The sequence below is a fragment of the Microbacterium sp. 1.5R genome (genome assembly GCF_001889265.1).
Classification (GTDB): Bacteria; Actinomycetota; Actinomycetes; order Actinomycetales; family Microbacteriaceae; genus Microbacterium.
This window is the reverse complement of sequence record NZ_CP018151.1, coordinates 3,264,987-3,290,338: the sequence shown is the minus strand read 5'-3', so window position 1 is coordinate 3,290,338 and position 25,352 is coordinate 3,264,987. Positions and strand designations below refer to the sequence as shown.

General features: G+C 68.6%; 25 protein-coding genes. 11 read left to right on the top strand and 14 right to left on the bottom strand.

Annotation, left to right across the window (positions count from 1 at the left end; genetic code table 11):
• Positions 1-41: 41 nt before the first annotated feature.
• The 3 genes from BMW26_RS15715 to BMW26_RS15705 all read left to right on the top strand — a co-directional run bounded on the left by BMW26_RS15715 (position 42) and on the right by BMW26_RS15705 (position 3,367).
• A complete protein-coding gene (locus tag BMW26_RS15715; protein WP_056280495.1) occupies positions 42-608 on the top strand; it encodes a TetR/AcrR family transcriptional regulator in 567 nt (188 codons plus the stop codon).
• A gap of 77 nt (positions 609-685) precedes the next feature.
• Positions 686-2,314: a DUF4407 domain-containing protein gene (locus tag BMW26_RS15710; protein ID WP_072591996.1), complete on the top strand. Its 1,629-nt coding sequence runs from the start codon at positions 686-688 to the stop codon at positions 2,312-2,314.
• A gap of 39 nt (positions 2,315-2,353) precedes the next feature.
• Positions 2,354-3,367, top strand: coding sequence for an aldo/keto reductase family protein (locus tag BMW26_RS15705; RefSeq protein WP_072591995.1), 1,014 nt, complete (start codon positions 2,354-2,356; stop codon positions 3,365-3,367).
• A 62-nt stretch (positions 3,368-3,429) separates the two neighbouring features.
• Here BMW26_RS15705 and BMW26_RS15700 read toward each other — a convergent pair whose 3' ends face one another.
• From BMW26_RS15700 to BMW26_RS15685, 4 genes are read right to left on the bottom strand one after another with little or no spacing between them, the layout of a single operon-like run.
• Positions 3,430-4,335, bottom strand: coding sequence for a carbohydrate ABC transporter permease (locus tag BMW26_RS15700; RefSeq protein WP_198032345.1), 906 nt, complete (start codon positions 4,333-4,335; stop codon positions 3,430-3,432).
• On the bottom strand, positions 4,332-5,282 hold the full coding sequence (locus tag BMW26_RS15695; RefSeq protein WP_053097971.1) for a carbohydrate ABC transporter permease: 951 nt from the start codon (positions 5,280-5,282) through the stop codon (positions 4,332-4,334). Before BMW26_RS15695 ends, BMW26_RS15700 begins: the two co-directional genes overlap by 4 nt.
• Before the next feature lie 3 nt (positions 5,283-5,285).
• On the bottom strand, positions 5,286-6,599 hold the full coding sequence (locus tag BMW26_RS15690; protein WP_072591994.1) for an ABC transporter substrate-binding protein: 1,314 nt from the start codon (positions 6,597-6,599) through the stop codon (positions 5,286-5,288).
• Between the two features lie 60 nt (positions 6,600-6,659).
• Entirely contained in the window at positions 6,660-7,895 is a 1,236-nt protein-coding gene (locus BMW26_RS15685) for an aminotransferase class V-fold PLP-dependent enzyme (protein WP_072591993.1), read from the bottom strand.
• Positions 7,896-8,060: 165 nt separating this feature from the next.
• On the opposite strand from BMW26_RS15685, the gene BMW26_RS15680 reads away from it, so the two are divergent.
• The gene (locus BMW26_RS15680; protein WP_072592383.1) at positions 8,061-8,777 is read left to right on the top strand and encodes a FadR/GntR family transcriptional regulator; all 717 of its coding nucleotides are present in this window, start codon (positions 8,061-8,063) and stop codon (positions 8,775-8,777) included.
• A 120-nt stretch (positions 8,778-8,897) separates the two neighbouring features.
• Here BMW26_RS15680 and BMW26_RS15675 read toward each other — a convergent pair whose 3' ends face one another.
• The 6 genes from BMW26_RS15675 to BMW26_RS15650 form a co-directional block, all read right to left on the bottom strand.
• A complete protein-coding gene (locus BMW26_RS15675) occupies positions 8,898-9,413 on the bottom strand; it encodes a glycine cleavage system protein R (RefSeq protein ID WP_072591992.1) in 516 nt (171 codons plus the stop codon).
• Between the two features lie 134 nt (positions 9,414-9,547).
• Positions 9,548-10,606: a PLP-dependent cysteine synthase family protein gene (locus BMW26_RS15670; RefSeq protein WP_072591991.1), complete on the bottom strand. Its 1,059-nt coding sequence runs from the start codon at positions 10,604-10,606 to the stop codon at positions 9,548-9,550.
• Positions 10,607-10,626: 20 nt separating this feature from the next.
• The gene (locus tag BMW26_RS15665; protein ID WP_072591990.1) at positions 10,627-11,439 is read right to left on the bottom strand and encodes a hypothetical protein; all 813 of its coding nucleotides are present in this window, start codon (positions 11,437-11,439) and stop codon (positions 10,627-10,629) included.
• A gap of 113 nt (positions 11,440-11,552) precedes the next feature.
• Positions 11,553-12,356: a GntR family transcriptional regulator gene (locus BMW26_RS15660; RefSeq protein WP_053097965.1), complete on the bottom strand. Its 804-nt coding sequence runs from the start codon at positions 12,354-12,356 to the stop codon at positions 11,553-11,555.
• A gap of 1 nt (position 12,357) precedes the next feature.
• Positions 12,358-12,762 (bottom strand): D-ribose pyranase, encoded by a 405-nt coding sequence (rbsD, locus tag BMW26_RS15655; protein ID WP_072591989.1) that lies wholly within the window; start codon positions 12,760-12,762, stop codon positions 12,358-12,360.
• An 18-nt stretch (positions 12,763-12,780) separates the two neighbouring features.
• Positions 12,781-13,731, bottom strand: coding sequence for a ribokinase (locus BMW26_RS15650; protein ID WP_072591988.1), 951 nt, complete (start codon positions 13,729-13,731; stop codon positions 12,781-12,783).
• A gap of 107 nt (positions 13,732-13,838) precedes the next feature.
• Here BMW26_RS15650 and BMW26_RS15645 point away from each other — a divergent pair, with 107 nt between their 5' ends.
• Complete coding sequence (locus BMW26_RS15645; protein WP_053097962.1) at positions 13,839-14,501, top strand: transaldolase family protein; 663 nt, start codon at positions 13,839-13,841, stop codon at positions 14,499-14,501.
• Positions 14,502-14,673: 172 nt separating this feature from the next.
• Here BMW26_RS15645 and BMW26_RS15640 read toward each other — a convergent pair whose 3' ends face one another.
• On the bottom strand, positions 14,674-15,351 hold the full coding sequence (locus tag BMW26_RS15640) for a FadR/GntR family transcriptional regulator (RefSeq protein WP_053097960.1): 678 nt from the start codon (positions 15,349-15,351) through the stop codon (positions 14,674-14,676).
• A 46-nt stretch (positions 15,352-15,397) separates the two neighbouring features.
• Between BMW26_RS15640 and BMW26_RS15635 the strand changes: the two genes are divergently transcribed.
• Positions 15,398-16,378 (top strand): amidohydrolase family protein, encoded by a 981-nt coding sequence (locus BMW26_RS15635; protein ID WP_072591987.1) that lies wholly within the window; start codon positions 15,398-15,400, stop codon positions 16,376-16,378.
• Positions 16,379-16,424: 46 nt separating this feature from the next.
• Here BMW26_RS15635 and BMW26_RS15630 read toward each other — a convergent pair whose 3' ends face one another.
• Together BMW26_RS15630 and BMW26_RS15625 are read right to left on the bottom strand one after the other, a co-directional pair.
• Positions 16,425-17,198: an SDR family NAD(P)-dependent oxidoreductase gene (locus BMW26_RS15630; protein ID WP_053097956.1), complete on the bottom strand. Its 774-nt coding sequence runs from the start codon at positions 17,196-17,198 to the stop codon at positions 16,425-16,427.
• The gene (locus BMW26_RS15625; RefSeq protein ID WP_056280521.1) at positions 17,180-18,040 is read right to left on the bottom strand and encodes a fumarylacetoacetate hydrolase family protein; all 861 of its coding nucleotides are present in this window, start codon (positions 18,038-18,040) and stop codon (positions 17,180-17,182) included. Before BMW26_RS15625 ends, BMW26_RS15630 begins: the two co-directional genes overlap by 19 nt.
• 135 nt (positions 18,041-18,175) lie before the next feature.
• On the opposite strand from BMW26_RS15625, the gene BMW26_RS15620 reads away from it, so the two are divergent.
• Positions 18,176-19,471, top strand: coding sequence for an L-fuconate dehydratase (locus BMW26_RS15620; RefSeq protein WP_072591986.1), 1,296 nt, complete (start codon positions 18,176-18,178; stop codon positions 19,469-19,471).
• A complete protein-coding gene (locus tag BMW26_RS15615) occupies positions 19,458-20,423 on the top strand; it encodes an aldo/keto reductase (RefSeq protein ID WP_072591985.1) in 966 nt (321 codons plus the stop codon). The genes BMW26_RS15620 and BMW26_RS15615 overlap by 14 nt, the downstream gene beginning before the upstream one ends.
• 137 nt (positions 20,424-20,560) lie before the next feature.
• Here BMW26_RS15615 and BMW26_RS15610 read toward each other — a convergent pair whose 3' ends face one another.
• On the bottom strand, positions 20,561-21,562 hold the full coding sequence (locus BMW26_RS15610) for a LacI family DNA-binding transcriptional regulator (RefSeq protein ID WP_072591984.1): 1,002 nt from the start codon (positions 21,560-21,562) through the stop codon (positions 20,561-20,563).
• A gap of 190 nt (positions 21,563-21,752) precedes the next feature.
• Here BMW26_RS15610 and BMW26_RS15605 point away from each other — a divergent pair, with 190 nt between their 5' ends.
• From BMW26_RS15605 to BMW26_RS15595, 3 genes are all read left to right on the top strand, one after another.
• Positions 21,753-22,622, top strand: coding sequence for a sugar phosphate isomerase/epimerase family protein (locus tag BMW26_RS15605; protein ID WP_072591983.1), 870 nt, complete (start codon positions 21,753-21,755; stop codon positions 22,620-22,622).
• A 187-nt stretch (positions 22,623-22,809) separates the two neighbouring features.
• Complete coding sequence (locus tag BMW26_RS15600) at positions 22,810-24,312, top strand: sugar ABC transporter ATP-binding protein (RefSeq protein WP_056280538.1); 1,503 nt, start codon at positions 22,810-22,812, stop codon at positions 24,310-24,312.
• Positions 24,312-25,346: an ABC transporter permease gene (locus BMW26_RS15595; protein ID WP_171821947.1), complete on the top strand. Its 1,035-nt coding sequence runs from the start codon at positions 24,312-24,314 to the stop codon at positions 25,344-25,346. Before BMW26_RS15600 ends, BMW26_RS15595 begins: the two co-directional genes overlap by 1 nt.
• The last annotated feature ends 6 nt before the right edge of the window (positions 25,347-25,352 follow it).

Sequence of the window (25,352 nt, the reverse complement as noted above, 5' to 3'; positions counted from 1 at the left end):
AGCAGTGGTGGACACTGTCAAGATAGGCAACAATGTTGCTTGTGTCAAGTTCCCGATCCGGCTATCACCACGGTGACCTCGCCCACGCCCTCGAGGCGGCGGCGATGCAGCTGCTCGCCGAGAAGCCCGCGGGGGAGATCAGCCTGCGCGAGGTCGCCCGCGCCGCCGACGTGAGCCATAACGCCCCGTACCACCACTTCTCCGACCGGCGCGGTCTGCTCAAGGTCCTCGCCGAGCGCAGCATGGCCGACCTGGTGGCCGCGGTGCGCGGCGGGATCGAGGAGGCGCCGGACTCCGCATCCGCCGTGATCGAAGGCGGTGCCGCGTACATCCGCTACGCGGTCGAGCATCCGCACGGCTTCGACGTGATCTACGACCCCACGGTGTGCATCCCCGGTGAGCCGAGCGAGACCATGGCCCCCCTGATCGATGAGCTCGAGCAGCTGCTGTCGGAGGCGTCCGTGGCGGCGGGCCTCGACGCGCAGAGCGTCACCGGAGTGTGGGGCCTCGTGCACGGACTCGGAACGCTGTGCGCCGCCGGACATTTCTCGCTCAAGGACGCGCTCGCCGCGAGCGCCGATGCGCTCGTCCGCATGCTGCCGCGCTGACCCTGACGAGGCCCGCGGAGGCGGAAACACAGGGTTCGTGCACGTTTTCCACAGGCGACATTTCGTAGATTGTCGGAATGCCCTATTCCGCTCACCGCCCAGGACGGTTCGATTCGCAGGGTCGGATCATCCTCGACAGCGACCCGAACGCTGACACGGACGACCTCGACTTCCTGCGCGCGTACGAGCCCACGGGCGCCGATCTGCCGGAACCGCAGCAGGCACCCGAGGTGCCCGATGCGCCGGAGCAGGAGCAGGATGCCGCGGCATCCGCCCGTCCCGTGCGTGAGCCCAAGCCCCGGCGTCAGCCGCGCGAGCGCGCACCGCGCGTGCCGGGGTCGCGTCTGCGCAAGCTCGCCATCCTCGGCGGAGCCGAGGGCGAGATCCTCGACCGCGTCCCCGGTGAGACCTCGCGCTTCGTGCAGATGTTCTTCGTGCTGGCCGGAACCGCACTGGTCTCGGCGATCTCCATGCTGTTCGCACTGACCACGGGCGTGCAGGCCGCGATCTGGCTGGCCGTGCCGCTGGCGGTCGTCTGGGCGCTCATCATCTTCAACCTCGATCGCTTCCTCACCTCGACCATGACGTCGACCCGCAACGTCTGGAAGCTCATCGGCCTCGCGATCCCACGTGTGATCATGGCCGCGATCATCGGCTTCGTCGTCGCCGAGCCGCTCGTGCTGCAGATCTTCCACAACGACATCGCGCGCGAGGTCGCCTCGACGAACATCACCCAGGCGCAGGCCGACCAGGATGCACTCGAGACCGGCCCCGAGAAGAAGGCGCTCGACGCCGCATCCGACCGCGTCGCCGAGCTCGAGAACCAGGCGGCGACCGGAATCGTCGCCGGCACCGACTCGTCGTCGGCGACCGAATCGGCCGCGCAGGCCACGGTCGACGACCTCACGGCCAAGATGACCGAGCAGCAGGCCGTGATCGACCAGGCCCGCGTCCTCTACCAGTGCGAGCTCACCGGCGAAGGTGCAGGCACGGTTCCCGGCTGCACCGGCGTGAACGGCGAGGGCGCGAGCTCGGATGCCGCCCAGGCCCAGCTCGCCGAGGCGCAGCAGACCTACGACGCGCTCGCCGCGCAGCTGCGCACCGCCAACGAAGAGCTGGCAGCCGCGGGCACCGCCGCCAAGGAGAACACCAGCACGTCGGAGTCGCGGAACCGTGAAGAGGCGCAGTCTCAGCTGCCCGCCGCGCGCGACAGCTATGACACCGCGCTCGCCGCGTACAACGCGCGCGCCGAATCGGTGGCGTCCGGCAACGCGGGCGCGATCGGTCTGCTCAGCCAGATCAGCGGTCTGAACAGGCTCAGCGAGAAGGAGCCGACGATCCTGTGGGCGCACATCCTCATCGCCGCACTGTTCTTCATGATCGAGCTGCTGCCCGTGCTCGTGAAGGTGCTCACCTCCTACGGCGACCCGTCGCTCTACGAGAAGGCCGTCGCGATCCGCAAGCAGGTCGCGCTCGACAAGGTGACCGCCGAGGGGTTCCGCGACCGCGCGGCGATCGTCACCGTGCAGTCGCAGGGGATCCAGGCGGATGCCGGATCAGGCGAGCCGCAGACCCGCGCCGAGCGCAAGGAGGCCGCCCAGGCCGCCGAAGCGCGTGACGCGGCGCAGGAGCGCGAGCTCGCCGAGAAGCGCGCCCAGGCGCAGACGCTCGCCGAGCAGGAGCAGCTGGTCGAACCGCGCGTCTGATCCGGGCCCGGCGCCTGCCGCGGCCGGTAGCGTTATGGCATGGTCAACTATCGCTATCTCGGCAACAGCGGTCTCAAGGTCTCTGAGATCACCTACGGCAACTGGGTCACGCACGCTTCGCAGGTCGGCGACGACGCCGCCGTCAAGACGGTGCACGCGGCGCTCGACGTCGGCATCACCACATTCGACACCGCAGACACCTACGCGAACACCGCGGCAGAGGTCGTGCTCGGCAAGGCGCTCGAGGGTCAGCGCCGCGAGGGTCTCGAGATCTTCACGAAGGTCTACTTCCCGACCGGCCCCAAGGGACCGAACGACACCGGGCTGAGCCGCAAGCACATCCTCGAATCGATCAACGGCTCGCTGACGCGCCTCGGCACCGACTACGTCGACCTGTACCAGGCGCACCGCTTCGACTACGAGACCCCGCTGGAGGAGACGTTCCAGGCGTTCGCCGACGTCGTCCGCCAGGGCAAGGCCCTCTACATCGGCGTCTCGGAGTGGACGGCCGAGCAGCTGCGCGAGGGGCACGCCCTCGCGAAGCAGCTCGGCGTGCAGCTGATCTCGAACCAGCCGCAGTACTCGATGCTGCACCGTGTGATCGAGGGCAAGGTCGTGCCCGCATCAGAGGAGCTCGGCATCTCGCAGATCGTCTGGTCGCCGATGGCGCAGGGCGTGCTGTCGGGCAAGTACCTGCCGGGTCAGCCGGTTCCGGAGGGCTCCCGCGCGACGGATCCGCACAGCGGCTCCGACTTCATCAAGGGGTTCCTGCAGGACGACATCCTCACCGCCGTGCAGAAGCTCAAGCCGATCGCCGAGCAGGCCGGCCTGTCGATGCCGCAGCTCGCGATCGCCTGGGTGCTGCAGAACCCGAACGTCGCCGCAGCTCTCGTCGGAGCCTCGCGCCCCGAGCAGCTCGCCGAGACGGTCAAGGCCTCGGGCGTGACGCTCGACGCCGACACGCTCGCGGCGATCGACACCGCACTGGGCGACACGGTCAACCGCGATGCAGAGGCCACGTACTCGGTGTCGCCGAAGGCCCGCCTGGTCTGACGGATGCATGACGAAGGCCGCCGTCCCTGAGGGGCGGCGGCCTTCGTCATATCCGGATGCGCCTACTCCTTGACGGCGCCGGCGGTCAGGCCCTGCACGATCCAGCGGCTCGCGAGTGCGAACATCACCATGGTCGGCAGGATCGTCAGCACGGCTGCGGCGCTCATCGAGCCCCAGTCGATGTTGAACGTCGAGATGAACCCGTTCAGCGCCGACGGCACGGTGCGGTTCTCGTCGGTGTTCATCAGCACGACCGACAGGAACAGCTCGTTCCAGCAGTTGACGAAGTTGAAGATGAAGGCCGCGATGATGCCCGGGGTCATCACCGGCACGAGCACCCGGAACAGCGCGCCGAAGCGCGAGCATCCGTCGATCATCGCCGCCTCTTCGAGCGCGTCCGGCACGTTCTCGAAGAAACCGCGCAGCATGACCGTGGAGAACGGGATGCAGACCGCGATGTACACGAGGATCAGGCCGGGCTTGGTGTCGACGAGGCCCAGGTCGGTCATCATCGAGTACAGCGGGCCCAGCGCGATGAACGCGGGGATCATCTGCGTGAGCAGGAACGCCACCAGCACCGTCCCCTTGCCGCGGAACTCGAAGCGCGCGATCACATAGGCGCTGAGCAGAGCGATGAGCGTCGCGACCGCACCCGCGATCGTCGCCACCAGAGCCGAGTTGCCGAGGAAGACCCCGAACGAGCTCTGCTCGAACAGGCTCACGTAGTTGTCGAGCGACGGCTCGCTGGGCCAGTACTCGATCGGGAAGGAGTTGATCGTTCCCGGCGACTTGAACGACGTCAGCGCGATCCAGTACAGCGGGAAGAGCGTGATGACGAGCCAGAGGGCGAGACCGACGACGCGCACGACGCCGCCGAGCGAGACCTTGCGCTTCGGACGCGGTGCCTTCGCGATGTCGGGGACGGTGAGACGCCGGGTCTCGGTGACCGTGGTTCCGGTGACGGTCATCGCTGGACCCTCCGCATCGCCATGAGGTAGAACGCGCAGAACACGAACAGGAACGCGACGACGATGAGTCCGATGGCGCTCGCGATGCCGTAGTTGCCCTGCTGCGTGTAGTTGATCATCCACGTCGTGATGATGTGGGTCTGGTTCGCCGGCCCGCCGTTGGTCATCGCGTAGATGATGTCGGGGAAGTTGAAGATCCAGATGATGCGCAGCAGGATCGTCAGCAGCAGCGTCATCGAGATGTACGGGATGATGATCGAGAACAGCTGACGCACCTTGCCTGCGCCGTCGAGGCTCGCGGCCTCGAGCATCTCATCGGGCACGGACTGCAGAGCCGCGAGGATCATGATCGCGAAGAAGGTCACGCCGTACCAGATGTTGGCGACGATGACCGCGAACATCGCGAGCTTCGGATCCGCCAGCCAGGGCAGCGGGGCGTCGATCAGGCCGGCCTTCATGAGCAGGTCGTTCACGACGCCGAACTCGGCGTTGAACATCCAGCGGAACAGCATCCCGATCAGGAAGCCCGAGACGGCCCACGGGAAGAACACGAGCGCCTGGTAGAGGCCGCGGAAGCGGAAGCGCTTGCGCAGGGCGAGCGCGATCAGGAAGCCGATCACGAGCTGAGGCACGAGCGAGCCGACGACCCACAGGACGGAGTTCCAGGCGACGATCGGGAAGGCAGGGTCCTGGAAGACGGTGACGAAGTTGTCGAAACCCACCCACGGGGTGGAGGTGAGATCCCACAGGTTCCAGTCGTGGAAGGCCATGCGTGCGCCCTGCAGCATCGGCCAGTAGGTGAACCAGCACACGAACACGATCGCCGGGGCCATGAAGGCCAGCAGCGTCAGCGCGTGGCGGCCACGGAAGGGGCGGCGCCGGCGGGATGCCGGGGAGGCCCCGCCGGCGGTGCCGACGGAGCCCCCTTCGAGAGTGGTCCGGGTCACGGATCAGCCCTTTTCCGCAGCGTACTTCTCGGTCCAGAAGGTGTCCCACGACTCGAGCAGCTCGGTGGTCGACATGTTGCCGAGCAGCACGTTCTGCACGTCCTGGTCGGACTTCTGGATCCACTCGGTCCACCAGCTGACGCCGCGAGGCTGCTTGACGTTGACGTAGGTCTCGGGGTCCTCGGTCATCGTGACATAGCTCGTCCACGGGCCCGAGGAGTAAAACTCGTCATCGGCGGCCTCGGAGATGATCGGCACGAGGCTGTTGGCCTGCGCGAACTCGGTGGCCGGCTCGGCCGACGAGAGGAACTCGACGAGCTTGACCGCAGCATCCTGGTGCTCGCTGTTCTCCGCGACGCCCCAGCCGGCGACGGCCAGCGGTTGCGCGGCCTTGCCCGACGGGCCGACGAGCAGCGGGGCGGTGTCCCACTGATCCTCGGTCAGAGAGGAGTCCTGCACGGTCGCGATGACCTCGGGGTCCTGCAGCAGGAACGCCGTGGTGCCGTTGGTGAAACCGGCGACCATCTCGGGGTAGCCCCACGACACGGCGGACGGCGGCGACGCCTCCTTGAAGAGGTCGAAGTAGTCGTCGACGGCTTCCTGCGCCTCGGGAGCGGCGAAGATCGTCGACCCGTCCTCCATCAGGAAGGCGTCATCGACGTCGAGGCCGTCGATCGTGTAGGCCTCGATAGCCGCGACCACATTGCTGTTCGCGTTCTGGCCACCGCGGAACGCGTAGCCGTAGATGTTGTTCGCGGGGTCCTGGATGGCGCTGGCCTGCTCGAGCAGATCCTTCCAGCTGTGCGGCGGGCCGTCGAAGCCCGCCTCCTCGACGAGGTCGGTGCGATAGAAGAGCGACAGGCCGTAGAAGCCGTACGGCACGAAGTAGCTCTTGCCGTCTGCGGCCACGGACGCCGACTGCGCGTTGTCGGTGAGGGCATCCCAGCCGTCCCACTTCTCGAGGTCGGCCGAGATGTCGTGCAGCCAGCCGTTGTTCGCGAACGGTCCGACGGTGATGTCGCGGACCTCGAGTACGTCGACGCCCTTGCCCGACTGCAGCATCTGCTGGATCTTCGCGTCGGCCTGCTCGGTGGGCGGCGAGACGAGCTTGACCTTGATGTCGGGGTTCTCCTTCTCGAAGTCGTCGAGGAGTCCGCGCAGCAGGTCGGTGCGGGCAGGATTGGTCAGGCTCTCGACCATCTGCAGGGTGACGGTGCCGTCGGCGGACTCGCCGCTGCCTGCGGAACAGCCGGTGAGCGCGAGTGCGGCGACGGTGCCGATTCCCGCGGCGGTCGTCAAGATTCTGTTCTTCTTCACGAGGTGCCTCTCAGTTGGTGATGGTGGTGGGTCGGGTGGTGGGTGGAGGGGTGGGTCGGGTCAGGAGACGATGATGGAGTCGGCGGTGCGGATGCCGGCGCGGCGGAGGATCTGCGGGATGCAGCGCTCGACGAAGGCCTCGAAGTCGGACGCCTCCGTGTAGAGGTGCGCCGACAGGCGGAAGTAGCCGACGCCGCGGAAGCTGGTGAACGCGGTCTCGACGCCGGTCTCGTCGAGCAGGTCCATGCGCAGGGCATCGGCCTCTTCGCGGGTCGAGCCGAGTCCGAGCGGCAGTCGCACGAGTCGCATCGGCGGCACGGGCGAGGGCAACGGAGTGAGGGGGTCTTCGTCGCCGTAGGGGCGCAGACCCTCGGCGATGATCTCGGCCCCGGCATCCGCCATCTGGGCCATCGCCTGGCGGGCGTTGTGCCACCCGAACTCGGACTCGATGAACTCGATCGATGCCGGGGTGGCGAGGTAGGTCGTCGCGTCGATCGTGCCCTGGGTGTCGAAGCGCTCGGGGTAGGGCTCGTTCGCCGCCCACGAGTCGATGAGCGGCCACAGGTCGTCGCGGTCGGGGGCGTTCGTGACGAGCAGGGCGGAACCGCGCGGGGCGCAGGGCCACTTGTGCAGGTTGCCGAACCACCAGTCGCCGCCGGCGACCGCGGCGGCATCGGCGACGAGACCGGGAGCATGGGCGCCGTCGACGAGGGTGCGGATGCCCCGTTCCGCCGCGAGCTCGGCGATGCGCCGGGTCGGCAGCATCCGCGCGGTCGGCGAGGTGATCTGGTCGACCACGATCAGGCGGGTGGCCGGAGTGAGTGCGTCGGCGAAGCGCTGCACGACCTCGTCGTCGGAGGCGAGCAGCGGCAGCTCGACGGCGCGGACGGATGCTCCGAAGCGGCGGGCCAGGCGCTGCGCGCCCATGGTGATCGCTCCGTAGCCCTGGTCGGTGACGAGGATCTCGTCGCCGCGCTCGAGGTGCAGGGCGTTGTAGACGACGGTGGCGGCGGCGGAGGCGTTCGGGACGAAGACGCTGTCTTCGGCATGGGCGCCGAGGAACGGAGCCGTGCGCTCGCGAGCGTCGCGCACCCGTTCGGCGATGCGAGGGAACCACTCGACCGGGCTGAGGTCGGCACGACGTCGCAGGGCATCCTGCTGCTCGACGACGGCCGTGGGAACCGCGCCGAACGAGCCGTGGTTCAGGTGGATCACGTCGGGATCGAGCGGCCACGCATCACGGGCTCGGATGCCGGAGTTCAGCGTGAGCGGTGCGGGGAAGAGTGGTGCGGGCATCGGTCCTCGTCGGTGCAGTGGGGGAGTTGTTGCACAACTTTGCCACACGGCTTTCGAAATGGCTACGAAAAGGCGAGGATGAAACATAGTTGTCATACGAATTTGACGAAGGGTCTGCGTCCGACAGACTCAGCAAGGGGATCGGGCGGTGTCAGGAGGATGACGATGAGCGCACTGGACACAGCGCTGCACGGGCTGCGTGCGCTGATCGCGGACGGCGAGCTGCGTCCCGGCGACCGTCTGCCGAGCGAGGGTGAGCTGTGCGAGACGCTCGGCGTCTCACGCGGATCGCTGCGCGAAGCCATCCGCATGCTGGCCGCCCTCGGTGTGCTCGAGACCCGGCACGGCTCGGGCAGCTACGTCAGCGAGCTGCGCGCCGCCGACCTGATCGGCAGCCTCTCTCTCACGGTCGGACTCCTGCCCATGGCCGGGGTGCTCGAACTGACGGAGCTTCGCAGGGTGCTCGAGCCCCACGCGGCTGCGCTCGCCGCGGCCCGCATCGACGCCGCCACGATCGAGACGCTCAGCGGCGTGCTCGATGAGATCGAGGCGAGCGACGACTTCGAGGACCACTCCCGCCTCGACCACGCCTTCCACATGACGATCTCGGAGGTCGCCGGCAACGACGCGCTCACGAGCCTGATCGACGTGCTGCGCTCTCGGTCGCGGGCCTATCGGATCCCGGATGCCGGCGACGCCGCCGAACTCAAGCTCCACTCGGATGCCGGGCACCGGGCGATCCTCCGCGGACTCGCTGCGGCGGACCCGGTCGCGGCGTCGGCTGCGGCATCCGCCCACGTGGCTCAGACCGAGTACTGGGTGCGCCGGTACACCGATACGGATATGCGCGCCGAAGGGTCGTCCGTCGATCGCCCTGAGTGACGACGATCGCCCTCTCATCTCGCCCGGTCTGCACAGTTCGCCTCGGTCTGCACGGGCGTGCGGTCGCCTCGGGGGCCGTGCGGGGCGCTGTGTGCGTATCGGGCGGAGGGGACGCCGCGGTCAGGCGAGGGTGATGTCGACCTGGATCTCCGTGGCGATGCGCTCGAGGTCGCGACGCAGGGCATCGATGTCGACCGACGACGGAACCCGTGCGATCACGGAGGCCTCGAACAGACGGCCGCCGGCCATCGCGGCATCCCGGGTCTCGGTCGCGAGCTCCTCGATGCTGAGTTCGTGCGCGTTCAGCACGCTCGAGACCTCGCGGACGATGCCGGATCGGTCGTTGCCCAGCACTCGGATCTCGAGTCGCTGCTCGTCCTCCGCGTCGTCATCAGGCGTTCCGGTGAGGACGGCGAGCGTCAGGAGCCCCTGTCCCTGAAGTCCGCGGAGCGCCGTCTGCAGCTCGTCGGAACGGTCGGCGGCGACCGAGACCTCGATCACTCCGGCGAAGGTGCCCGCGAGCTCAGCCAGCGAGCTGTTCTCCCAGTTGCCGCCGTGGGCATCGACGACATCGGCGACGGCTGCGACGAGTCCGGGGCGATCGGCACCCGCGACAGTGAGGATGAGAGTAGTCATGCGGCCAGCGTAGCCGGAGCGCCTCGGCCCGCGACGTGCCATGACTCCGGAGAATGTGGCCGCTCGAGCCCGAGGAAGCGTGTTCTCCCGGGTGACCTGCCCGGATCTCCGGAGTCATGGAAGCGGAACGAGGGTCAGTCGACCCAGACCCCGGTCTCGAGGAAGTGATCGAGGCGCGTGCGATGCGGGTCGAGGTCCCAGCCCTGCTCGGCGACCCACTCATCGTTGAAGTACGTGCCGGCGTAGCGGATGCCGCTGTCGCAGATGAGCGTGACGATGCTGCCGGTCTCGCCCGCCGCGCGCATGCGCGCGATCAGCTGGAATGCGCCGTACAGGTTGGTGCCGGTCGAACCTCCGGCCCAGTGCAGGGTGCGCTCGCGCAGCATCCGGATCGCGGCGATCGACCCCGCGTCGGGAACGCGGATCATCTCGTCGATCACACTGGGCACGAACGAGGCCTCGACGCGCGGGCGGCCGATGCCCTCGATGCGACTGGGGCGTCCGGCCGGAGCGTCGACGGTGCCCGCCCATCCGTCGTAGAACGCCGAACCCTCGGGGTCGACGACCGCGATCTGCGTCTCGTGGCGGCGGTACTTCACGTACCGGCCGAAGGTGGCGCTCGTGCCGCCGGTGCCTGCGCCCACGACGATCCAGCGGGGGATCGGGTGGCGTTCCTGCGACAGCTGGCTGAACACGCTCTCGGCGATGTTGTTGTTGCCGCGCCAGTCGGTCGCCCGCTCGGCGAACGTGAACTGGTCGAGGTAGTGGCCATGGCATTCGGAGGCCAGGCGCTGAGCCTCAGGAGACATGTCCTCGGCGCGGTCGACGAAGTGACAGCGTCCACCGTAGAACTCGATGAGGTCGATCTTCTCCTGGCTGGTCGAGCGCGGTACGACGGTGACGAAGGGCAGCCCCAGCATCCGCGCGAAGTACGCCTCGGAGACGGCCGTCGATCCGCTGGACGACTCGACGAGAGTGGAGTCCTCGGTGATGCGTCCGTTGACGAGTCCGTACAGGATCAGCGAGCGCGCGAGACGGTGCTTGAGCGACCCGGTCGGATGCACCGACTCGTCTTTCAGGTACAGGTCGATGCCCCACTCGGGTGGCAGTGGGAAGAGGTGCAGATGGGTGTCGGCGCTGCGGTTGGCGTCGGCTTCCAGCAGGGCGATCGCGGTGCTGGTCCAGTCGCTCATGCTTCGAGCGTAACGCTCCTCTAGCGGGGCGTGTAGCCGCCCTCGCCCGTCTCGCCGTCGTACGTGAAGACCTCGTCCTCGAGGGTGATCTGGATGTCGTCGCCGAGGGGCTGCTCGGCGAGCAGACGCTCCTCGAGCATCGTCATGCGCTCCTCGTACTCCTGCGCCTGCGCATCGTCGACACCCCAGATGGTGGCGACCTTCATGTCGGTGAGGAAGTAGAGGAAGGCGGAGACGGCCGTGCGGTTGAACTGGGTGTCGGGGATGCTCTGCCAGAGCGCGCCGCTGTCGCGCAGGCGTTTGTACTCGTCGATCTTCGCCTGGAGCGCGTCGGCGATGGCGGAGGCATCGGCGTCGCCCGAGCCGTCGGAGTCCGGGTCGCCCTGCGGTGCCTCGGAAGGCGCTGCGGGCTCTTCCGTGACGCTCGTGGCCGGAGGCGCGGTCGCCGGTTCGGTGCGCGAGCTCAGCAGCAGGCTCACGGCCACCGCGATGCCCACGACGACGATCAGCACGAACGCCGCGACCGCTGCGATGACGATGCCGACGGTCCGTCCTGAACGCGGAGGAGGAGGCGCGGACGGGGAAGCATATGCGGCGCCGTAGGGAGGCGACGGCTGCCCCGGGGGCGGCGGCGGGTACGCGGCCATCTGCGGATGCTGCCCCGGCTGGGGGGCAGAGGCGTACGGCGGCAGCGGCGGGGCGGGCGGCCCGGGCATCCCGCCCAGCGGCGGGGCCAGCGGGACGGAGGATCCGAGCTGTCCCGGCGCCGCGGCAGGCGGCGGAGGGATGACCGGGTCGGAGTCGGATGCCGGTGGATGCGCGTCGTCGACCATCGTGTCTTCCCCCCGATCGCATCGCCCCGTGCGATGCGTGCTCTCGTTCCAGGCTAGTCCGCGACCCGTGCTCGGCCGACCCACCTGTGAGTGGATGCCGCGTGCGGATGCGGCTAGCGGACGGTGCCGGCGCGCGAGGTGCTGCCGTCGCCGTCGACGTGCAGCAGCGACGCCTGCGACTGCTCCTGCTGCAGCTGGAACTCGAAGCGCGAGCGGTCGCCGCGGTGGTGCGCCACGAAGTACTCGATCGGCGTGCCGTCGGAGGAACGGCTCACGCTGCGCAGTCGCAGCAGGGCGGAGCCGGCGCTCACCCCCAGATGCTGCGCCTGCTCGTGGGTCGCGACGGTGGCCTCGGCCGAGCGGACGCCGCTGGTCGCCACGATGTCGTGATCGGCGAGCAGGCGGTACAGGGACCGCTCCGAGAGGTCGACGCCGAGCGTGACTCCGCCGACGGCATCCGGCATCCAGGTGGTCGAGAGCGACCAGGGTTCGCCGTCGACGTGACGCAGACGGTCGAGCACCACGACCGGTGCGCCAGGGTCGACCTCGAGTGCCGCCGCGATCTCGTCGTCGGCGAGAGTCTGCTCGTGGCGCAGGACGTCGCTGTGCACGTGCCCGCCGCGGCGCTCGACGTCGTCGTAGAGGCCGATCAGCGTGTGCACCAGGCTCTCGCTCGTGCGGGGACGCGACACGAACGTGCCCTTGCCCTTGACGCGTTCGACGAGCCCCTCGTGCTCGAGCTGGGCCAACGCCTGGCGCACCACGGTGCGCGAGATGCCGTACCGCTCGCAGAGGCGGTGCTCGCCGGGCAGCGGGTCGCCGGGCTGCAGGCCGTCTCGCGAGATGCCGTCGACGATCAGCTGACGCAGCTGGTCGTACATGGGCGCGGCGGAGTGGCGGTCGATCGTGTCGTTCATATCAGTACGCCACTCCCGCGTGCAGGATCACGTTCGCGTAGGGGGTGAACTCTCCCGAGCGCACGAACGCGCGCGCCGAGTGGGTCAGCTTCTTGAAGTCGACGTGCGGGATGAGCTCGATCTCGAAGTCCTGGTCGGCGAAGCGCTCGCGCAGCGCGGCCAGCACCTCGGGGCTCTTCTCGGCGACCTCGGCCGACACCGTCGCTCCCTCCACGATGAGCTCGGCCAGCACGGTGTCGAGCACGTCGAAGAAGGCCGGAGCGCCGGGACGATAGGCGAGGTCGATGCGCTCGGATCCGGGCGGGATGGGCAGGCCGGCATCGGTGACCACCAGCAGATCGGTGTGGCCGGTCTCGCTGATCACGCGCGAGAGTGCGGGGTTGATGGTCGTCGCTGTCTTGCGCATGATGTCTCCTCGGGGATGTCAGTGGGCTTCTCGGGCGGCCAGGAAGGCGTCGACCTCGGCCCGCAGCGGCAGGCTGGGCGAGGCGCCCTGCTTCGTGACGGCGAGGGCTCCGGCGGCGGTCGCCAGGCGTACGGCATCCGTCAGCCCCCAGCCGTTGGCGAGGGCGGCGCCGAGATACCCGGCGTAGGCGTCGCCGGCCGCGGTGGTGTCGACGGCCTCGACCGGGAAGGGCGGGATGACGGATGCTCCCGCTGCGGTCACGACGCACGAGCCCTGACCCGCGAGCGTGATCACGGCGGCGCCGACGCCCCGGTCGAGGAACCAGCGTCCGGCGATCTCCGCCGACGCGGCATCCGTCACCTCGACGCCGCTGAGCACCGAGGCCTCGGTCTCGTTCGGGGTGACGATGTCGATGCTCGCCCACACGGCGTCATCCAGCGGAGCGGCGGGGGCGGGGTCGAGGATGACGGTCATGCCGTGCTCGCGTCCTCGTGACGTGATGTGCGCGGTGAGCGCCGAGGGCGTCTCGAGCTGGGTGAGCAGCACCGACGTGGTCGGCGCGAGGGCTTCGAGCGCCGCGTCGATCTGCTCGGTGCTGAGCGCGGCGTTGGCCAGAGGCACCATGACGATGTCGTTCTGCGCCGAGGCGTCGACGCGGATGTGCGCGATGCCCGTCGGGCCCGGCACCGTGCGCAGGTGCGTGAGGTCGACCCCGGCCTCGCTCAGCCCGTCGACGACGAGGTCGTGGAAGAGGTCGTCTCCCACGCATCCGACGAAGCTCGTGCGGGCCCCCGATCGTCCGGCGGCGACCGCCTGATTCGCGCCCTTGCCGCCGAGCATCAGGGTGAACTCGTCGCCGAGGATGGTCTCTCCGCGGGCGGGGAGCCTGGTCGAGAAGGTCGTAACGTCTGCGGTCACGCTGCCGACGATGACGACGCCGGTGCGATCGGGCGAGGTGGCGGCTGTCATGGCACTCCTGATCGTCGTCGATGCGGGGCGCTTTGACATCCTCCGCGGCTGTCATTACATTAGCCGAATCCGAACCTGTAACGACAGGTTGTGCACAAGGAGACCCGATGACCGCGCTGGCCCCCCGTCTCTATGTCGACAGCGCGGACGTCGACCGCGTCGCCTCCCTCCTCACCGCGGGCGTCGTGCATGGCGTGACGACCAACCCCACGATCCTCGAGCGCGGTGGCCGCACCGCCGCGGAGATCCCCGACCTCTACGCCCGCTGGTCGGACGAGGGCGCCCGCGAGATCTTCTTCCAGACGTGGGGCGGCGACACCGCATCCTTCCTCCGCAACGCCGAGGGCATCCGTGCGCTGGGCGATCGCGTGGCCGTGAAGGTGCCGGCGACCCGCGACGGCTTCGCCGCGGCATCCGCTCTGGTGCGCGACGGCGCGACCGTGCTCGTCACCGCCGTCTACTCGGTCGCACAGGCGCTGGCATGCGCCTCGATCGGGGCGCAGTACATCGCCCCCTACCTCGGACGGATGCGGGATGCCGGCATCGACGGGGATGCGGTGATCGCCCGCATGCAGGAGGTGTGCGCGGGCAGCGACTCGAACGTGCTCGCGGCCAGCCTGCGATCACCCGACGACATCACCGGTCTGCGTCTCGCGGGGGTGCCGTACTTCACGGCGGCACCCGACGTGATCGAGCAGGTGCTGTTCCACGAGGTCAGCGACAGCTCCGCCGCCGAGTTCGACGCGGCGATGGGGCGGCTCGGGGCTTGAGTCGCGATTCGGCGAGTGGGCCAGCGTCGGCCAGACGCGCCAGATTCGGCCCGACGTCACGGATACGGCCGAGCGAAGCGCATCTGGCCGAACGTGCCTGTCAGGGCCCGGGCGACGAAAGGCGTGCAGGTAAGGCCGGAGGGACGCGTGGCCGAGAAAAGGCGTCGCTGCGTCAGGCGGATGCCGCCTGGCGCAGCCACCGCTCGACGCCGGCGATGTGCGCCGTGGCGAGCGAGGTGGCGAGACCCGAATCGCGCCGGGCGATGGCGTCGGCGATCGCCCGGTGCTCCGAGAGGGTGCGCTCGACCGCTCCGCCCTCGGTGAGACCACGCCACACGCGGGCGCGCACGGTCTGACTGCTCAGGTGCTCGATGAGGCTGGCGAGATAGGCGTTGCCGGCCATGCCGACGATCTCACGGTGGAAGCGGATGTCGTGCTCGACGAGCTCTTCGATGCTGACCGTCGGATCGATGGAGGCGACCTCGCTCTCGAGGCCGGCGATCGCGTCGTCGCTGCCGAGGGTGGCCGCGAGGCCGGTCGCCTGCGACTCCAGCATCCGTCGCACCGCGAAGATCTCGAGCATCGAGTCGTCGTCGTGCATGTCGACCACGAACGAGATCGCCTCGAGCAGCAGGTGGGGCTCCAGGCTCGTGACATAGGTGCCGTCACCGCGGCGCACGTCGAGCACCCGGATCACCTCGAGCGCCTTCACGGCCTCGCGCATCGAGTTGCGTGACAGGCCGAGCCGCTCGGACAGCTCCTTCTCGGGAGGGAGGCGATCGCCGGGTGCGAGTTCGCCCGACACGATCATCGCCTTGATCTTCTCGATCGCGTCGTCAGTCACTGCCATGGCGTCATCCTAGCCATTCATCGGATGTCTGCGGCAGGATGGGGGCATGCGCGTACTCGATTCGCACCTGCACCTCTGGGACCCCGAGCTTCTGCACTACACGTGGCTCGAGGGTCCGCTCGCCTGGCTGTTCGGTGCGACCGAGATCGAGCACGCCCGCATCGCCCGCGCGACGACCGAGCGCGCGGTGTTCGTGCAGGCCGAGACCGTCGAAGACGACTTCCTCGAAGAAGTGCGGTGGGTGGCCGGGCTCGCGCCCCGCGTCGGGGTGGTCGGCATCGTCGCGGGGGCGCGTCTGGATCGCGGCACCGACACCACCGCGCACCTCGAAGGACTCGCCGCTGAGCCGCTCGTGGTCGGCGTGCGGCACAACCTGCAGGGCGAACCCGACGGACTGGCGGTCTCGGCAGACTTCGTCACCGGGGCGCGCGAGGTCGCGGCGCGCGGCTGGGCCTTCGACGCGTGCGTGCGCGCCGCGCAGCTGCCCGAGGTGGCCCGACTCGCGGGGGCGGTGCCCGAGCTGCGGATGGTGCTCGATCACCTCGGCAAGCCCGAGGTCGGCACGGCGAAGGCCCCGGTGGCGCCGACCATGGAATGGGTGCGCGATCTCGACGACCTGGCACGGCATCCGAATGTGTGGTGCAAGCTCTCGGGGCTGCCGGGAGAGGCCGGAGGCGACTGGTCGGCCGAGCAGCTGCACCCGTTCCTCGACGCCGCGGCCGACGCGTTCGGCGTCGAGCGGCTGATGTGGGGCAGTGACTGGCCAGTCTCGGTCATCGGACCCCCGGAGGAGGGCGACCCGTACGCGAACGTCGACGGATCGCCCATGTACCAGCCGACGGCTCGGATCAGATGGGCGGATGCGGTGATCGCCTGGGCCGAGCGCCGCGGGCACGACGTCGACGCGATCATGTGGACGAACGCCGAGGAGTTCTACCGGATCGGAGAGCGGCCGACGCATGAGGACTCTCGGGAGGAGCGGCCGCGCCGCGGCATCCTGGGTTGGCTGCGAGGCGGTCGCTCGTAGCGCCCACTGTCCGGGGCCGGGACCAGGACAGTGGGCGACGCGGCGGTCAGCCCCCGACGGGACGGAGCCGCAGCTGAGCCATGCCGCCGTCGACCTCGATGAACGTGCCCGTGGTCGAGCCCGCGGCGGGGCTCACCAGGTAGGCGACCGCCGCGGCGACCTCGTCGGGTGAGACCAGGCGGCCATGCGGCTGGCGGGCCTCGAGGGCGGCGCGCTCGGCGGCCGGGTCGTCGGCCGAGTCGAGCAGCCGGCCGACCCACGGGGTGTCGGCGGTGCCGGGGTTGACGGCGTTGACGCGGATGCCCTCGCGCAGGTGATCGGCGGCCATGGCACGGGTCAGAGCCGAGACGGCGCCCTTCGACGCGCTGTAGAGCGCGCGCTGGGGAAGGCCGGTGGTCGAGGCGATGGATGCCGTGTTGCAGACCGCCGCGCTCGGCGACTTCTTGAGCCACGGCAGCGCCGCCGACGTGACGCGGGCGATGCCCGTGACGTTGATCGAGAGCACACGCGCCCACTCGTCGTCGTCGTTGGCGCTGATGTCTCCCTGGGCGCCGACCCCGGCGTTGTTCACGACGATGTCGATGCGCCCGAACCTCTCGGCGACGGCGGCCACGGCGGCATCCACCGATGCACGGTCCGACACGTCGGCCGTAAAAGCGGCGAAGGCGGCATCCGCTCCTGAGGTGTCGCGGTCGAGCACCGCGATCTGCGCGCCGTCGGCGTGCAGCCGGGCGGCGATGGCCGCGCCGATCCCGGATGCTCCGCCGGTCACGATCGCGACGAGTCCGTCGAGTGCGCTGCTCACTTCTGTGCCTCCCATGCCACGAACTCCTGGCGCTGATGCCCGAGTCCTTCGATCTCGATCTCGACCACGTCGCCCGCCGTCAGATACGGGAACTTGCCCCCGAAGGCCACGCCCTGGGGAGTGCCCGTGAGGATCAGGTCGCCCGGCTCGAGCGTGACGTACTGCGACAGGTGGTGCACGATCACGCGCACGTCGAAGATCATGTCGTCGGTGTTCGAATCCTGACGCGCTTCGCCGTTCACCCAGCTGCGCAGCCGCAGGTCGTCGACGTCGACCTCGTCGGGTGTCACCAGCCAGGGGCCGGTCGGGTTGAAACCGGGGGCGATCTTGCCCTTCGACCACTGCCCGCCCGAGACCTCCATCTGGAAGGCGCGCTCCGAGACGTCGTTCGCCACCACGTAGCCGGCGATGTGGGCGTCGGCGTCGTCGGGCGAATCGAGGTAGGCGGCGCGGGCGCCGATCACGATACCGAGCTCGACCTCCCAGTCGGTCTTCTCGCTGCCGCGGGGGATCGTGACCGCATCGTTCGGGCCGACGACGGTGTTCGGCGTCTTCAGGAACATGATCGGGACGGTCGGCGGCTCGGAGCCGGACTCGCGGGCGTGCGCCGCGTAGTTCTGGCCGATGCAGATGACGGCGCTCGGGCGGGCGATCGGCGCGCCGATGCGCATCGCCGCGGCATCCCCGAGAACCGGCAGTTCGTCGGCGGCGCGGGCCGCGGCGACGCGAGCCCGGAAATCACCGGCGAGGAAATCACCGTTCACATCGGATGTCACAGAGCGCAGATCGAGGTAGCGGTCGCCTTCGACGAGGACGGGGATCTCGGCGCCGGGGGTGCCTAGCCGTGCGAACTTCATGTCTCTCCTGCTCAGTGAGGTGTCCGTGGGTGACGAGGCGCGTCAGTGCGGCCCGTCTCGTTGACAGTATAGACATCCGATGTTTACACTCCAAGAGATCTGCACGGATATCCGCCCCGTGCACGAGAGGAACCCGTGAGCCGCATCGTCGCCCTCGACACGACCGACATCCGCTTCCCGACATCGCTGAGTCTGGACGGATCGGATGCCATGAATCCCGACCCCGACTACTCGGCGGCATACGTGATCGTGCGCACGGATGCCGAGGACGGCATCGACGGCCACGCGTTCGTCTTCACAATCGGGCGCGGCAACGATGTGCAGGTCGCCGCGATCGACGCGCTCGCCGGGCACCTCGTCGGTCGCGAGATCGAGCCGCTGCTCGACGACATGGGCACGACGTTCCGCGACATCATCGGCGACTCGCAGCTGCGCTGGCTCGGCCCCGAGAAGGGCGTCATGCACATGGCCATCGGCGCGGTCATCAACGCGCTGTGGGACATCAAGGCCAAGCGGGCCGGGCTGCCGCTGTGGCAGCTGCTCGCGCGGATGACGCCCGAGGAGCTCGTGGGCCTCGTCGACTTCCGCTACCTCACCAATGCGCTGACGCCCGAGGACGCCCTCGAGATCCTGCGCGCCGCCGAGCCGGGACGCCTCGAGCGCGAACGAGAACTGCTCGCCACCGGATACCCCGGCTACACGACCAGCCCCGGATGGCTCGGATACTCCGACGAGAAGCTCGAGCGGCTCGCCCGCGAGGCGATGGCCGACGGCTTCACCCAGATCAAGCTCAAGGTCGGCGCCGACCTCGACGACGACATCCGCCGTTTCCGCAAGGCCCGCGAGGTGTGCGGACCGGACTTCCCCATCGCGATCGACGCCAACCAGCGGTGGGAGGTGTCGGAGGCGATCGAATGGATAGGCGCGCTCGCCGAGTTCCACCCCGCCTGGATCGAAGAGCCCACGAGCCCCGACGACGTGCTCGGTCACGCCGAGATCGCCAGGGGGGTAGCACCCATCCGCGTCGCCACCGGCGAGCACGCGCAGAACCGCGTCATCTTCAAGCAGCTGCTGCAGGCCGAGGCGATCTCGGTCATGCAGATCGACGCCGTGCGCGTCGCGGGCGTCAACGAGAACATCGCCAACCTGCTGCTGGCCGCGAAGTTCGGTGTGCCGGTCTGCCCGCATGCCGGCGGCGTCGGGCTGTGCGAGGCCGTGCAGCACCTCTCGATGTTCGACTTCGTCGCCGTCACCGGCACCCGCGAAGGACGGATGATCGAATTCGTCGACCACCTGCACGAGCACTTCGTGATCCCCACCGACATCCAGGGCGGGTCATACATGGCACCCACGGTGCCCGGATCCGGCATGGAGATGAAGGCCGAGAGCATCGCCGCGTACACGTGGACGGGGCAGCATGTCGGAGTCTGATGCTCTGGCGGTTCCGCCCCTCGGATACGGGGCCGCGAACGTCGGCAACCTCTTCCGCGCGCTGAGCGATGACGAGGCGTGGGCGGTGCTCGATGCGGCGTGGGACAGCGGCATCCGCTACTTCGACACCGCTCCGCATTACGGGCTCGGGCTCTCGGAGCGTCGTCTCGGGGCGTTCCTCCAGACCAAACCGCGCGACGAGTACGTGCTGTCGACCAAGGTCGGGCGCCTGCTGCGACCGAACCCCGACCACGACGGCGGCCTCGACACCGCGAACGACTTCCATGTTCCCGACGATCTGCAGCGCGTGTGGGACTTCTCGGCTGAGGGGATACGCACCAGTCTCGATGAGTCCCGCGAGCGTCTCGGGATCGAGCGCATCGATCTTGTCTACCTGCACGACCCCGAGCGGCATGACCTGGATCTCGCGCTCGCCGAGGCGCTGCCGGCGCTCGAGCAGCTGCGTCGCGACGGCGAGGTGACTGCGGTCGGCATCGGCTCGATGGTGTCGGATGCGCTCGCCGCCTCCGTGCGGTCGGCCGACCTCGACCTGGTCATGGTCGCGGGCAGATACACGCTGCTCGAACAGCCGGCGGCGGCCGAGGTGCTGCCGGCGTGCCGAGAGACCGGGACAGGCATCGTCGCGGCATCCGTCTTCAACTCCGGGCTGCTGGCATCGAACGAACCTCGCCGCGACGGGCGATACGAGTACGGGCAGCTTCCCGACGAGCTGTGGGAACGGCTGCTGCGCATCGCACGGGTGTGCGCCGAGCACGACGTGCCGCTGCCCGCCGCCGCGATCCAGTTCCCACTGCAGTCAGACGTGGTGCGCTCGGTGGTGGTCGGAGGAAGCCGGCCAGGGCAGCTGACGCAGAATGCCGAGTATGCGGCGCTCGAGATTCCTGGCGCGCTGTGGAACGAGCTCGCCGCAGAGGGGCTGATCCCGGGCTGAGCCGGACGGCGCGCGTTCACAATTCAGCATAGGTCTGCGCTGGTGGGCGGTCTGGGGCTTCGGCGGCGGCATCAGTGCGGGTTCGTGCTGAATTGTGAACCGGGCCTGCACCGGCGACGCGACGGCGGAGACGAGGCTCAGCGGCCGACGGTCGACTCGCGGACGATCAGCTCGGCGGCGAACGGCGTCGGCGCGGGGAGGTCGGCGGTGGGGTCGGTGAGCTGACGGATGAGTGCCGCGCCGGCCGCCCGGCCGATCTCGTACCCGGGCTGCCGCACGCTCGTCAGCGGCACGACGCTCTGGTGGGCCTGCGCGACGTCGTCGAAGCCGACCAGCGCGATCTCCTCGGGCACGCGGATGCCCCGGCGCAGCAACTGGGTGAGCACGCCGATCGCCACCATGTCGTTGGCGGCGAAGATCGCGTCGGGGCGTTCGGTGGCAGGCATCTCGGCGATCCGCGCGCCGACGTCGAGGCCGTCCTCGGTCGTCAGGTGCGGCACGTCGATCACATCGGCCGTCGCCCCGGCCGCGGTGACGGCATCGCGCAGCCCGAGGAGTCGGTCGTTCGACTGGCTGACGCTCGGCGCCCCCAGGAAGAGGATGCGGCGGCGGCCGAGCGACAGCAGGTGCTCGCCCGCCAGCCGTCCGCCGCCGCGGTCGTCGAACAGCACCGAACCGACGGTCGGCGAATCGGGGATCGGGCCGACGACGACCGAGCGGATGCCGCGGTCGGCGAGCTGCTCGAGCCGGGGCACCACGTCTTCGAGCGGGTAGATGACGATGCCCTGCACGCGGTGCGCCTCGAACATGTCGATGTTGCCGCGTTCGGTGTCGGCGTCGCGGTTGCTGTTGCTGAAGAACAGCGACCAGCCGCCCTCGCGGGCCACGTCTTCGACCCCGCGCGAGAGCTCGTGGAAGTACGGCAGCCAGGCGTCGAGAAGAATCAGCGCCAGCGCCTTGCTGGAGCCGGCTCGCAGTTGACGGGCGGATTCGTTGGGCACGTAGCCGAGCTGGGCGATCGCCTCCCTCACCTTCGCCGCGCTCGATTCGCCGAGCACATGCGGGTGGTTGAGGTAGTTCGAGACGGTCGAGGAGGACACCCCGGCGAGAGCGGCGACGTCTTTGACGCTGGCGGGCATGGAGCTCCTGTCGACGGCGCGACGACGCAGGACGGTCGGCGGCGAGTCCAGAGTAGCCCAGCGATTGCAACGTGCCAAGAAAGTTCTTGACACCGCATCCCTGACCCGCGTACGGTGACCTGAACGCAGAGTTGCAACGTGCCAATCCTGCCGAGGCGAAGGTGCCGCACACCCGTCTCCGAGAGGTCTCATGAACATCGGATGCCACGGGCTCGTCTGGACCGGACACTTCGATGCCGACGGCATCCGTCTCTCCGTCGAGAAGACGAAGGCGGCCGGATTCGACCTGATCGAGTTCCCGCTGATGGACCCGTTCTCGTTCGACGTCACCGCGGCGAAGGACGCGCTCGAAGAGCACGATCTCGCCGTCAGCGCCTCGCTCGGACTCTCGGGCGCGACCGACGTGACGAGCTCCGACCCGGCCGTCGTGGCCGCGGGAGAGGCGCTGCTGCTCAGGGCGGTCGACGTGCTCGCCGACCTCGGCGGCCAGCACTTCTGCGGCGTGATCTACAGTGCGATGCAGAAGTACATGGACCCGGTGACGGCCGAGGGGCTGGAGAGCAGCCGGCGCACGATCGCCCGCGTCGCCGACCATGCCGCAGAGCGCGGCATCTCGGTCTCGCTCGAGGTCGTGAACCGCTACGAGACGAACGTGCTGAACACCGCACGCCAGGCGCTCGCCTACCTCGCCGAGGTCGATCGGCCGAACCTCGGCATCCACCTCGACACGTACCACATGAACATCGAGGAGTCGGATATGTTCGCGCCGGTCCTCGACGCGGCTCCGGCCCTGCGCTACGTGCACATCGGGGAGAGCCACCGCGGCTATCTCGGCACCGGCACCGTCGACTTCGACACCTTCTTCAAGGCGCTGGGCCGCATCGGCTACGACGGTCCGATCGTGTTCGAGTCGTTCTCGTCAGCGGTCGTCGCCCCCGATCTCAGCCGCATGCTCGGCATCTGGCGCAACCTGTGGACCGACAACGTCGAGCTCGGAGCGCACGCCAACGCCTACATCCGCGACAAGCTCGTCGCGGTCGACTCGATCCGGCTGCACTGAGCCGGGCCGTCGCCTCGATCCGCCGACCTGTTGCCAACTTGTTATTACAGGTCTTCCCATCCGAAGAAGTCTTAGTTACATTTAGATACAACTTGCGCAGGGTGGGGCGTAAGACGCAGAATTGATCCGATGTTTCCGGACCCGACCGGAATATCGCATCACGACCTTCAAGGAAGCAGGTGAGCACATGAGTGACCCCATTCTCAGAGTCGACGGGATCAGCAAGGGATTCCCCGGTGTGCAGGCTCTCAAGGATGTGCACCTCGAGGTGCGAGCCGGTGAGGTGCTGGTGCTCGTGGGCGAGAACGGCGCCGGCAAGTCGACCCTGATGAAGATCCTCTCGGGGATCTACACCAAGGACGAGGGCACCATCACGTTCGAGGGCCAGGAGGTCGAACTCACCAGCCCGCTGCAGGCGCAGCAGCTCGGCATCACGATCATCCACCAGGAACTCAACCTGATGCCCGATCTCACCGTGGCGCAGAACATCTTCGTGGGTCGCGAGCCCACCACCGGCCCCTTCCTGTCGGAGCGCAAGCTCAACGCGCAGACGGCCGAACTGCTGCAGCGCCTCGGCATCAGGGTGAACCCCCGACAGCTCGTCGGCGAGCTGACCGTGGCCGAGCAGCAGATGGTCGAGATCGCCAAGGCGCTCTCGTTCAACGCCAAGGTGCTCATCATGGACGAGCCCACCTCGGCGCTCACCGACTCCGAGACCGAGACCCTGTTCCTGCTGATCGAGCAGCTGCGCGCCTCGGGGACCGGCATCGTCTACATCTCGCACCGCATGGACGAGCTGCGGCGTCTCGCCGACCGGGTCACGGTGCTCCGTGACGGCACATACATCGGATCACTGGAGAAGTCAGAGGTCAGCGTCCCGAAGATCATCGAGATGATGGTCGGCCGCGTGATCGACGAGGGAACCCGTCCGCAGGCCCGCGATCACATCAACGACCCGATCGTGCTCGACGTGCAGGGACTCTCGACCAAGAACCTCCTCAAGGACGTCTCGTTCCAGCTGCACAAGGGCGAGATCCTGGGCTTCGCCGGGCTCATGGGCGCCGGGCGCACCGAGACCGCGCGGGCCATCATCGGTGCCGATCACCGCGACGGCGGCACGATCGCGATCGGCGGCGACCCGGTGCGCATCGGACAGCCGGCGGATGCGGTCAAGCACGGCCTCGGCTACCTCTCGGAGGACCGCAAGCTGCTGGGCCTGATGCTCGAGCAGGACGTGACCTTCAACACCGTGCTCGCCTCGCTCGGGTCGTACGCCAACGGCATCGGCTGGATGGGCGACGCGAAGGCGAAGAACCGCACCAAGGAGTACGTGCAGCAGCTGCGGGTCAAGACGCCCTCGGTGAACCAGGTCGTGAAGCTGCTCTCGGGAGGGAACCAGCAGAAGGTCGTCATCGCCCGGTGGCTGATGCGCGACTGCGACATCCTCATCTTCGACGAGCCGACCCGAGGGATCGACGTCGGCGCGAAGGAGGAGATCTACCGCCTCATGCAGCAGCTCGCTGACCAGGGCAAATCCATCATCGTCATCTCATCGGAGCTCCCCGAGATCCTCCGCGTCGCGAACCGCATCGCGGTCTTCGCGAACGGTCGGATCACCGGGACGCTCCGCAACGAGGAAGCCAGCCAGGAGAAGATCATGCAACTCGCAGCCCACGGGGAGGAAGACTGATGAGCACCCCACAGCAGTCCGGATCGTCGACGACGACGATCATCCAGACGGCGGTCGATGAGAACACCGACAAGCGCGACTTCGGCGGGTTCCTCCGCCGCCAGCTGCAGCAGTCACTCGCCTTCGGCACGCTGATCGTCCTGGTGATCTTCTTCTCGATCGCCAGCCCGAACTTCTTCACCTTCAGCAACATCGCCACGGTGCTGCTGTCGACGGCGGTCATCGGCATCCTCGCCCTCGGCACGACCTTCGTCATCATCACCGGCGGCATCGATCTCTCGATCGGCACCGGTATGGCGCTGTGCGCCGTGATGACGGGTGTCTTCGTCACCAACATGGGGCTCCCCGTCTGGGTCGGCGTGATCGGCGGTGTGCTCACGGGTGTCCTCATGGGACTCGTGAACGGCATCAACATCACGTTCCTCCGGCTGCCGCCCTTCATCGCGACCCTCGCGATGATGATGATCGCCGGCGGACTCGCCCTCGTCATCTCGAACGTCTCGCCGATCTACTTCTCGACCTCGGCCCCCGACTTCAAGAAGATCGCGCTCGGCGTGATCATCCCCGGCATCCCGAACGCCGTGCTGATCACCGCCGTGGCCGCGATCATCGCGTGGCTCGTGCTGTCGAAGACGCTCCTCGGCCGCTACACCTTCGCGATCGGCTCGAACGAGGAGGCCACCCGGCTGTCGGGTGTGAACACCCGCCGCTGGACGATCCTCATCTACATGTTCGCGGGCGCCTTCACCGGCATCGCGGGCATCGTGATCGCGGCCCGTCTCGACTCGGCGCAGCCGCAGATCGGCACCGGCTACGAGCTGCAGGCGATCGCCGCCGTCATCATCGGCGGAACGTCGCTGCTCGGCGGACGAGGCTCGATCCTCGGCACCGTGATCGGTGCGCTCATCATGAGCGTGCTCGTCAACGGCCTGCGCATCATGTCGATCCAGTCGGAGTGGCAGAACATCGTCGTCGGCATCGTCGTGCTGCTGGCCGTCTTCCTCGACTCGCTGCGCAACCGCCAGCGCACCTGACCCACA

What these genes read in the sequence shown, in the direction of transcription:
- BMW26_RS15680 (WP_072592383.1), top strand. Translation starts at nt 8,061, where the DNA reads ATGAGCGCACTGGACACAGCGCTGCACGGGCTGCGTGCGCTGATCGCG.
- BMW26_RS15595 (WP_171821947.1), top strand. Translation starts at nt 24,312, where the DNA reads ATGAGCACCCCACAGCAGTCCGGATCGTCGACGACGACGATCATCCAG.
- BMW26_RS15685 (WP_072591993.1), bottom strand. Translation starts at nt 7,895, where the DNA reads ATGCCCGCACCACTCTTCCCCGCACCGCTCACGCTGAACTCCGGCATC.
- BMW26_RS15605 (WP_072591983.1), top strand. Translation starts at nt 21,753, where the DNA reads ATGAACATCGGATGCCACGGGCTCGTCTGGACCGGACACTTCGATGCC.
- BMW26_RS15675 (WP_072591992.1), bottom strand. Translation starts at nt 9,413, where the DNA reads ATGACTACTCTCATCCTCACTGTCGCGGGTGCCGATCGCCCCGGACTC.
- BMW26_RS15660 (WP_053097965.1), bottom strand. Translation starts at nt 12,356, where the DNA reads ATGAACGACACGATCGACCGCCACTCCGCCGCGCCCATGTACGACCAG.
- BMW26_RS15615 (WP_072591985.1), top strand. Translation starts at nt 19,458, where the DNA reads ATGTCGGAGTCTGATGCTCTGGCGGTTCCGCCCCTCGGATACGGGGCC.
- BMW26_RS15670 (WP_072591991.1), bottom strand. Translation starts at nt 10,606, where the DNA reads ATGAGCGACTGGACCAGCACCGCGATCGCCCTGCTGGAAGCCGACGCC.
- BMW26_RS15705 (WP_072591995.1), top strand. Translation starts at nt 2,354, where the DNA reads ATGGTCAACTATCGCTATCTCGGCAACAGCGGTCTCAAGGTCTCTGAG.
- BMW26_RS15700 (WP_198032345.1), bottom strand. Translation starts at nt 4,335, where the DNA reads ATGACCGTCACCGGAACCACGGTCACCGAGACCCGGCGTCTCACCGTC.
- BMW26_RS15635 (WP_072591987.1), top strand. Translation starts at nt 15,398, where the DNA reads ATGCGCGTACTCGATTCGCACCTGCACCTCTGGGACCCCGAGCTTCTG.
- BMW26_RS15610 (WP_072591984.1), bottom strand. Translation starts at nt 21,562, where the DNA reads ATGCCCGCCAGCGTCAAAGACGTCGCCGCTCTCGCCGGGGTGTCCTCC.
- BMW26_RS15630 (WP_053097956.1), bottom strand. Translation starts at nt 17,198, where the DNA reads ATGGGAGGCACAGAAGTGAGCAGCGCACTCGACGGACTCGTCGCGATC.
- rbsD (WP_072591989.1), bottom strand. Translation starts at nt 12,762, where the DNA reads ATGCGCAAGACAGCGACGACCATCAACCCCGCACTCTCGCGCGTGATC.
- BMW26_RS15640 (WP_053097960.1), bottom strand. Translation starts at nt 15,351, where the DNA reads ATGGCAGTGACTGACGACGCGATCGAGAAGATCAAGGCGATGATCGTG.
- BMW26_RS15710 (WP_072591996.1), top strand. Translation starts at nt 686, where the DNA reads ATGCCCTATTCCGCTCACCGCCCAGGACGGTTCGATTCGCAGGGTCGG.
- BMW26_RS15650 (WP_072591988.1), bottom strand. Translation starts at nt 13,731, where the DNA reads ATGACAGCCGCCACCTCGCCCGATCGCACCGGCGTCGTCATCGTCGGC.
- BMW26_RS15625 (WP_056280521.1), bottom strand. Translation starts at nt 18,040, where the DNA reads ATGAAGTTCGCACGGCTAGGCACCCCCGGCGCCGAGATCCCCGTCCTC.
- BMW26_RS15600 (WP_056280538.1), top strand. Translation starts at nt 22,810, where the DNA reads ATGAGTGACCCCATTCTCAGAGTCGACGGGATCAGCAAGGGATTCCCC.
- BMW26_RS15645 (WP_053097962.1), top strand. Translation starts at nt 13,839, where the DNA reads ATGACCGCGCTGGCCCCCCGTCTCTATGTCGACAGCGCGGACGTCGAC.
- BMW26_RS15665 (WP_072591990.1), bottom strand. Translation starts at nt 11,439, where the DNA reads ATGGTCGACGACGCGCATCCACCGGCATCCGACTCCGACCCGGTCATC.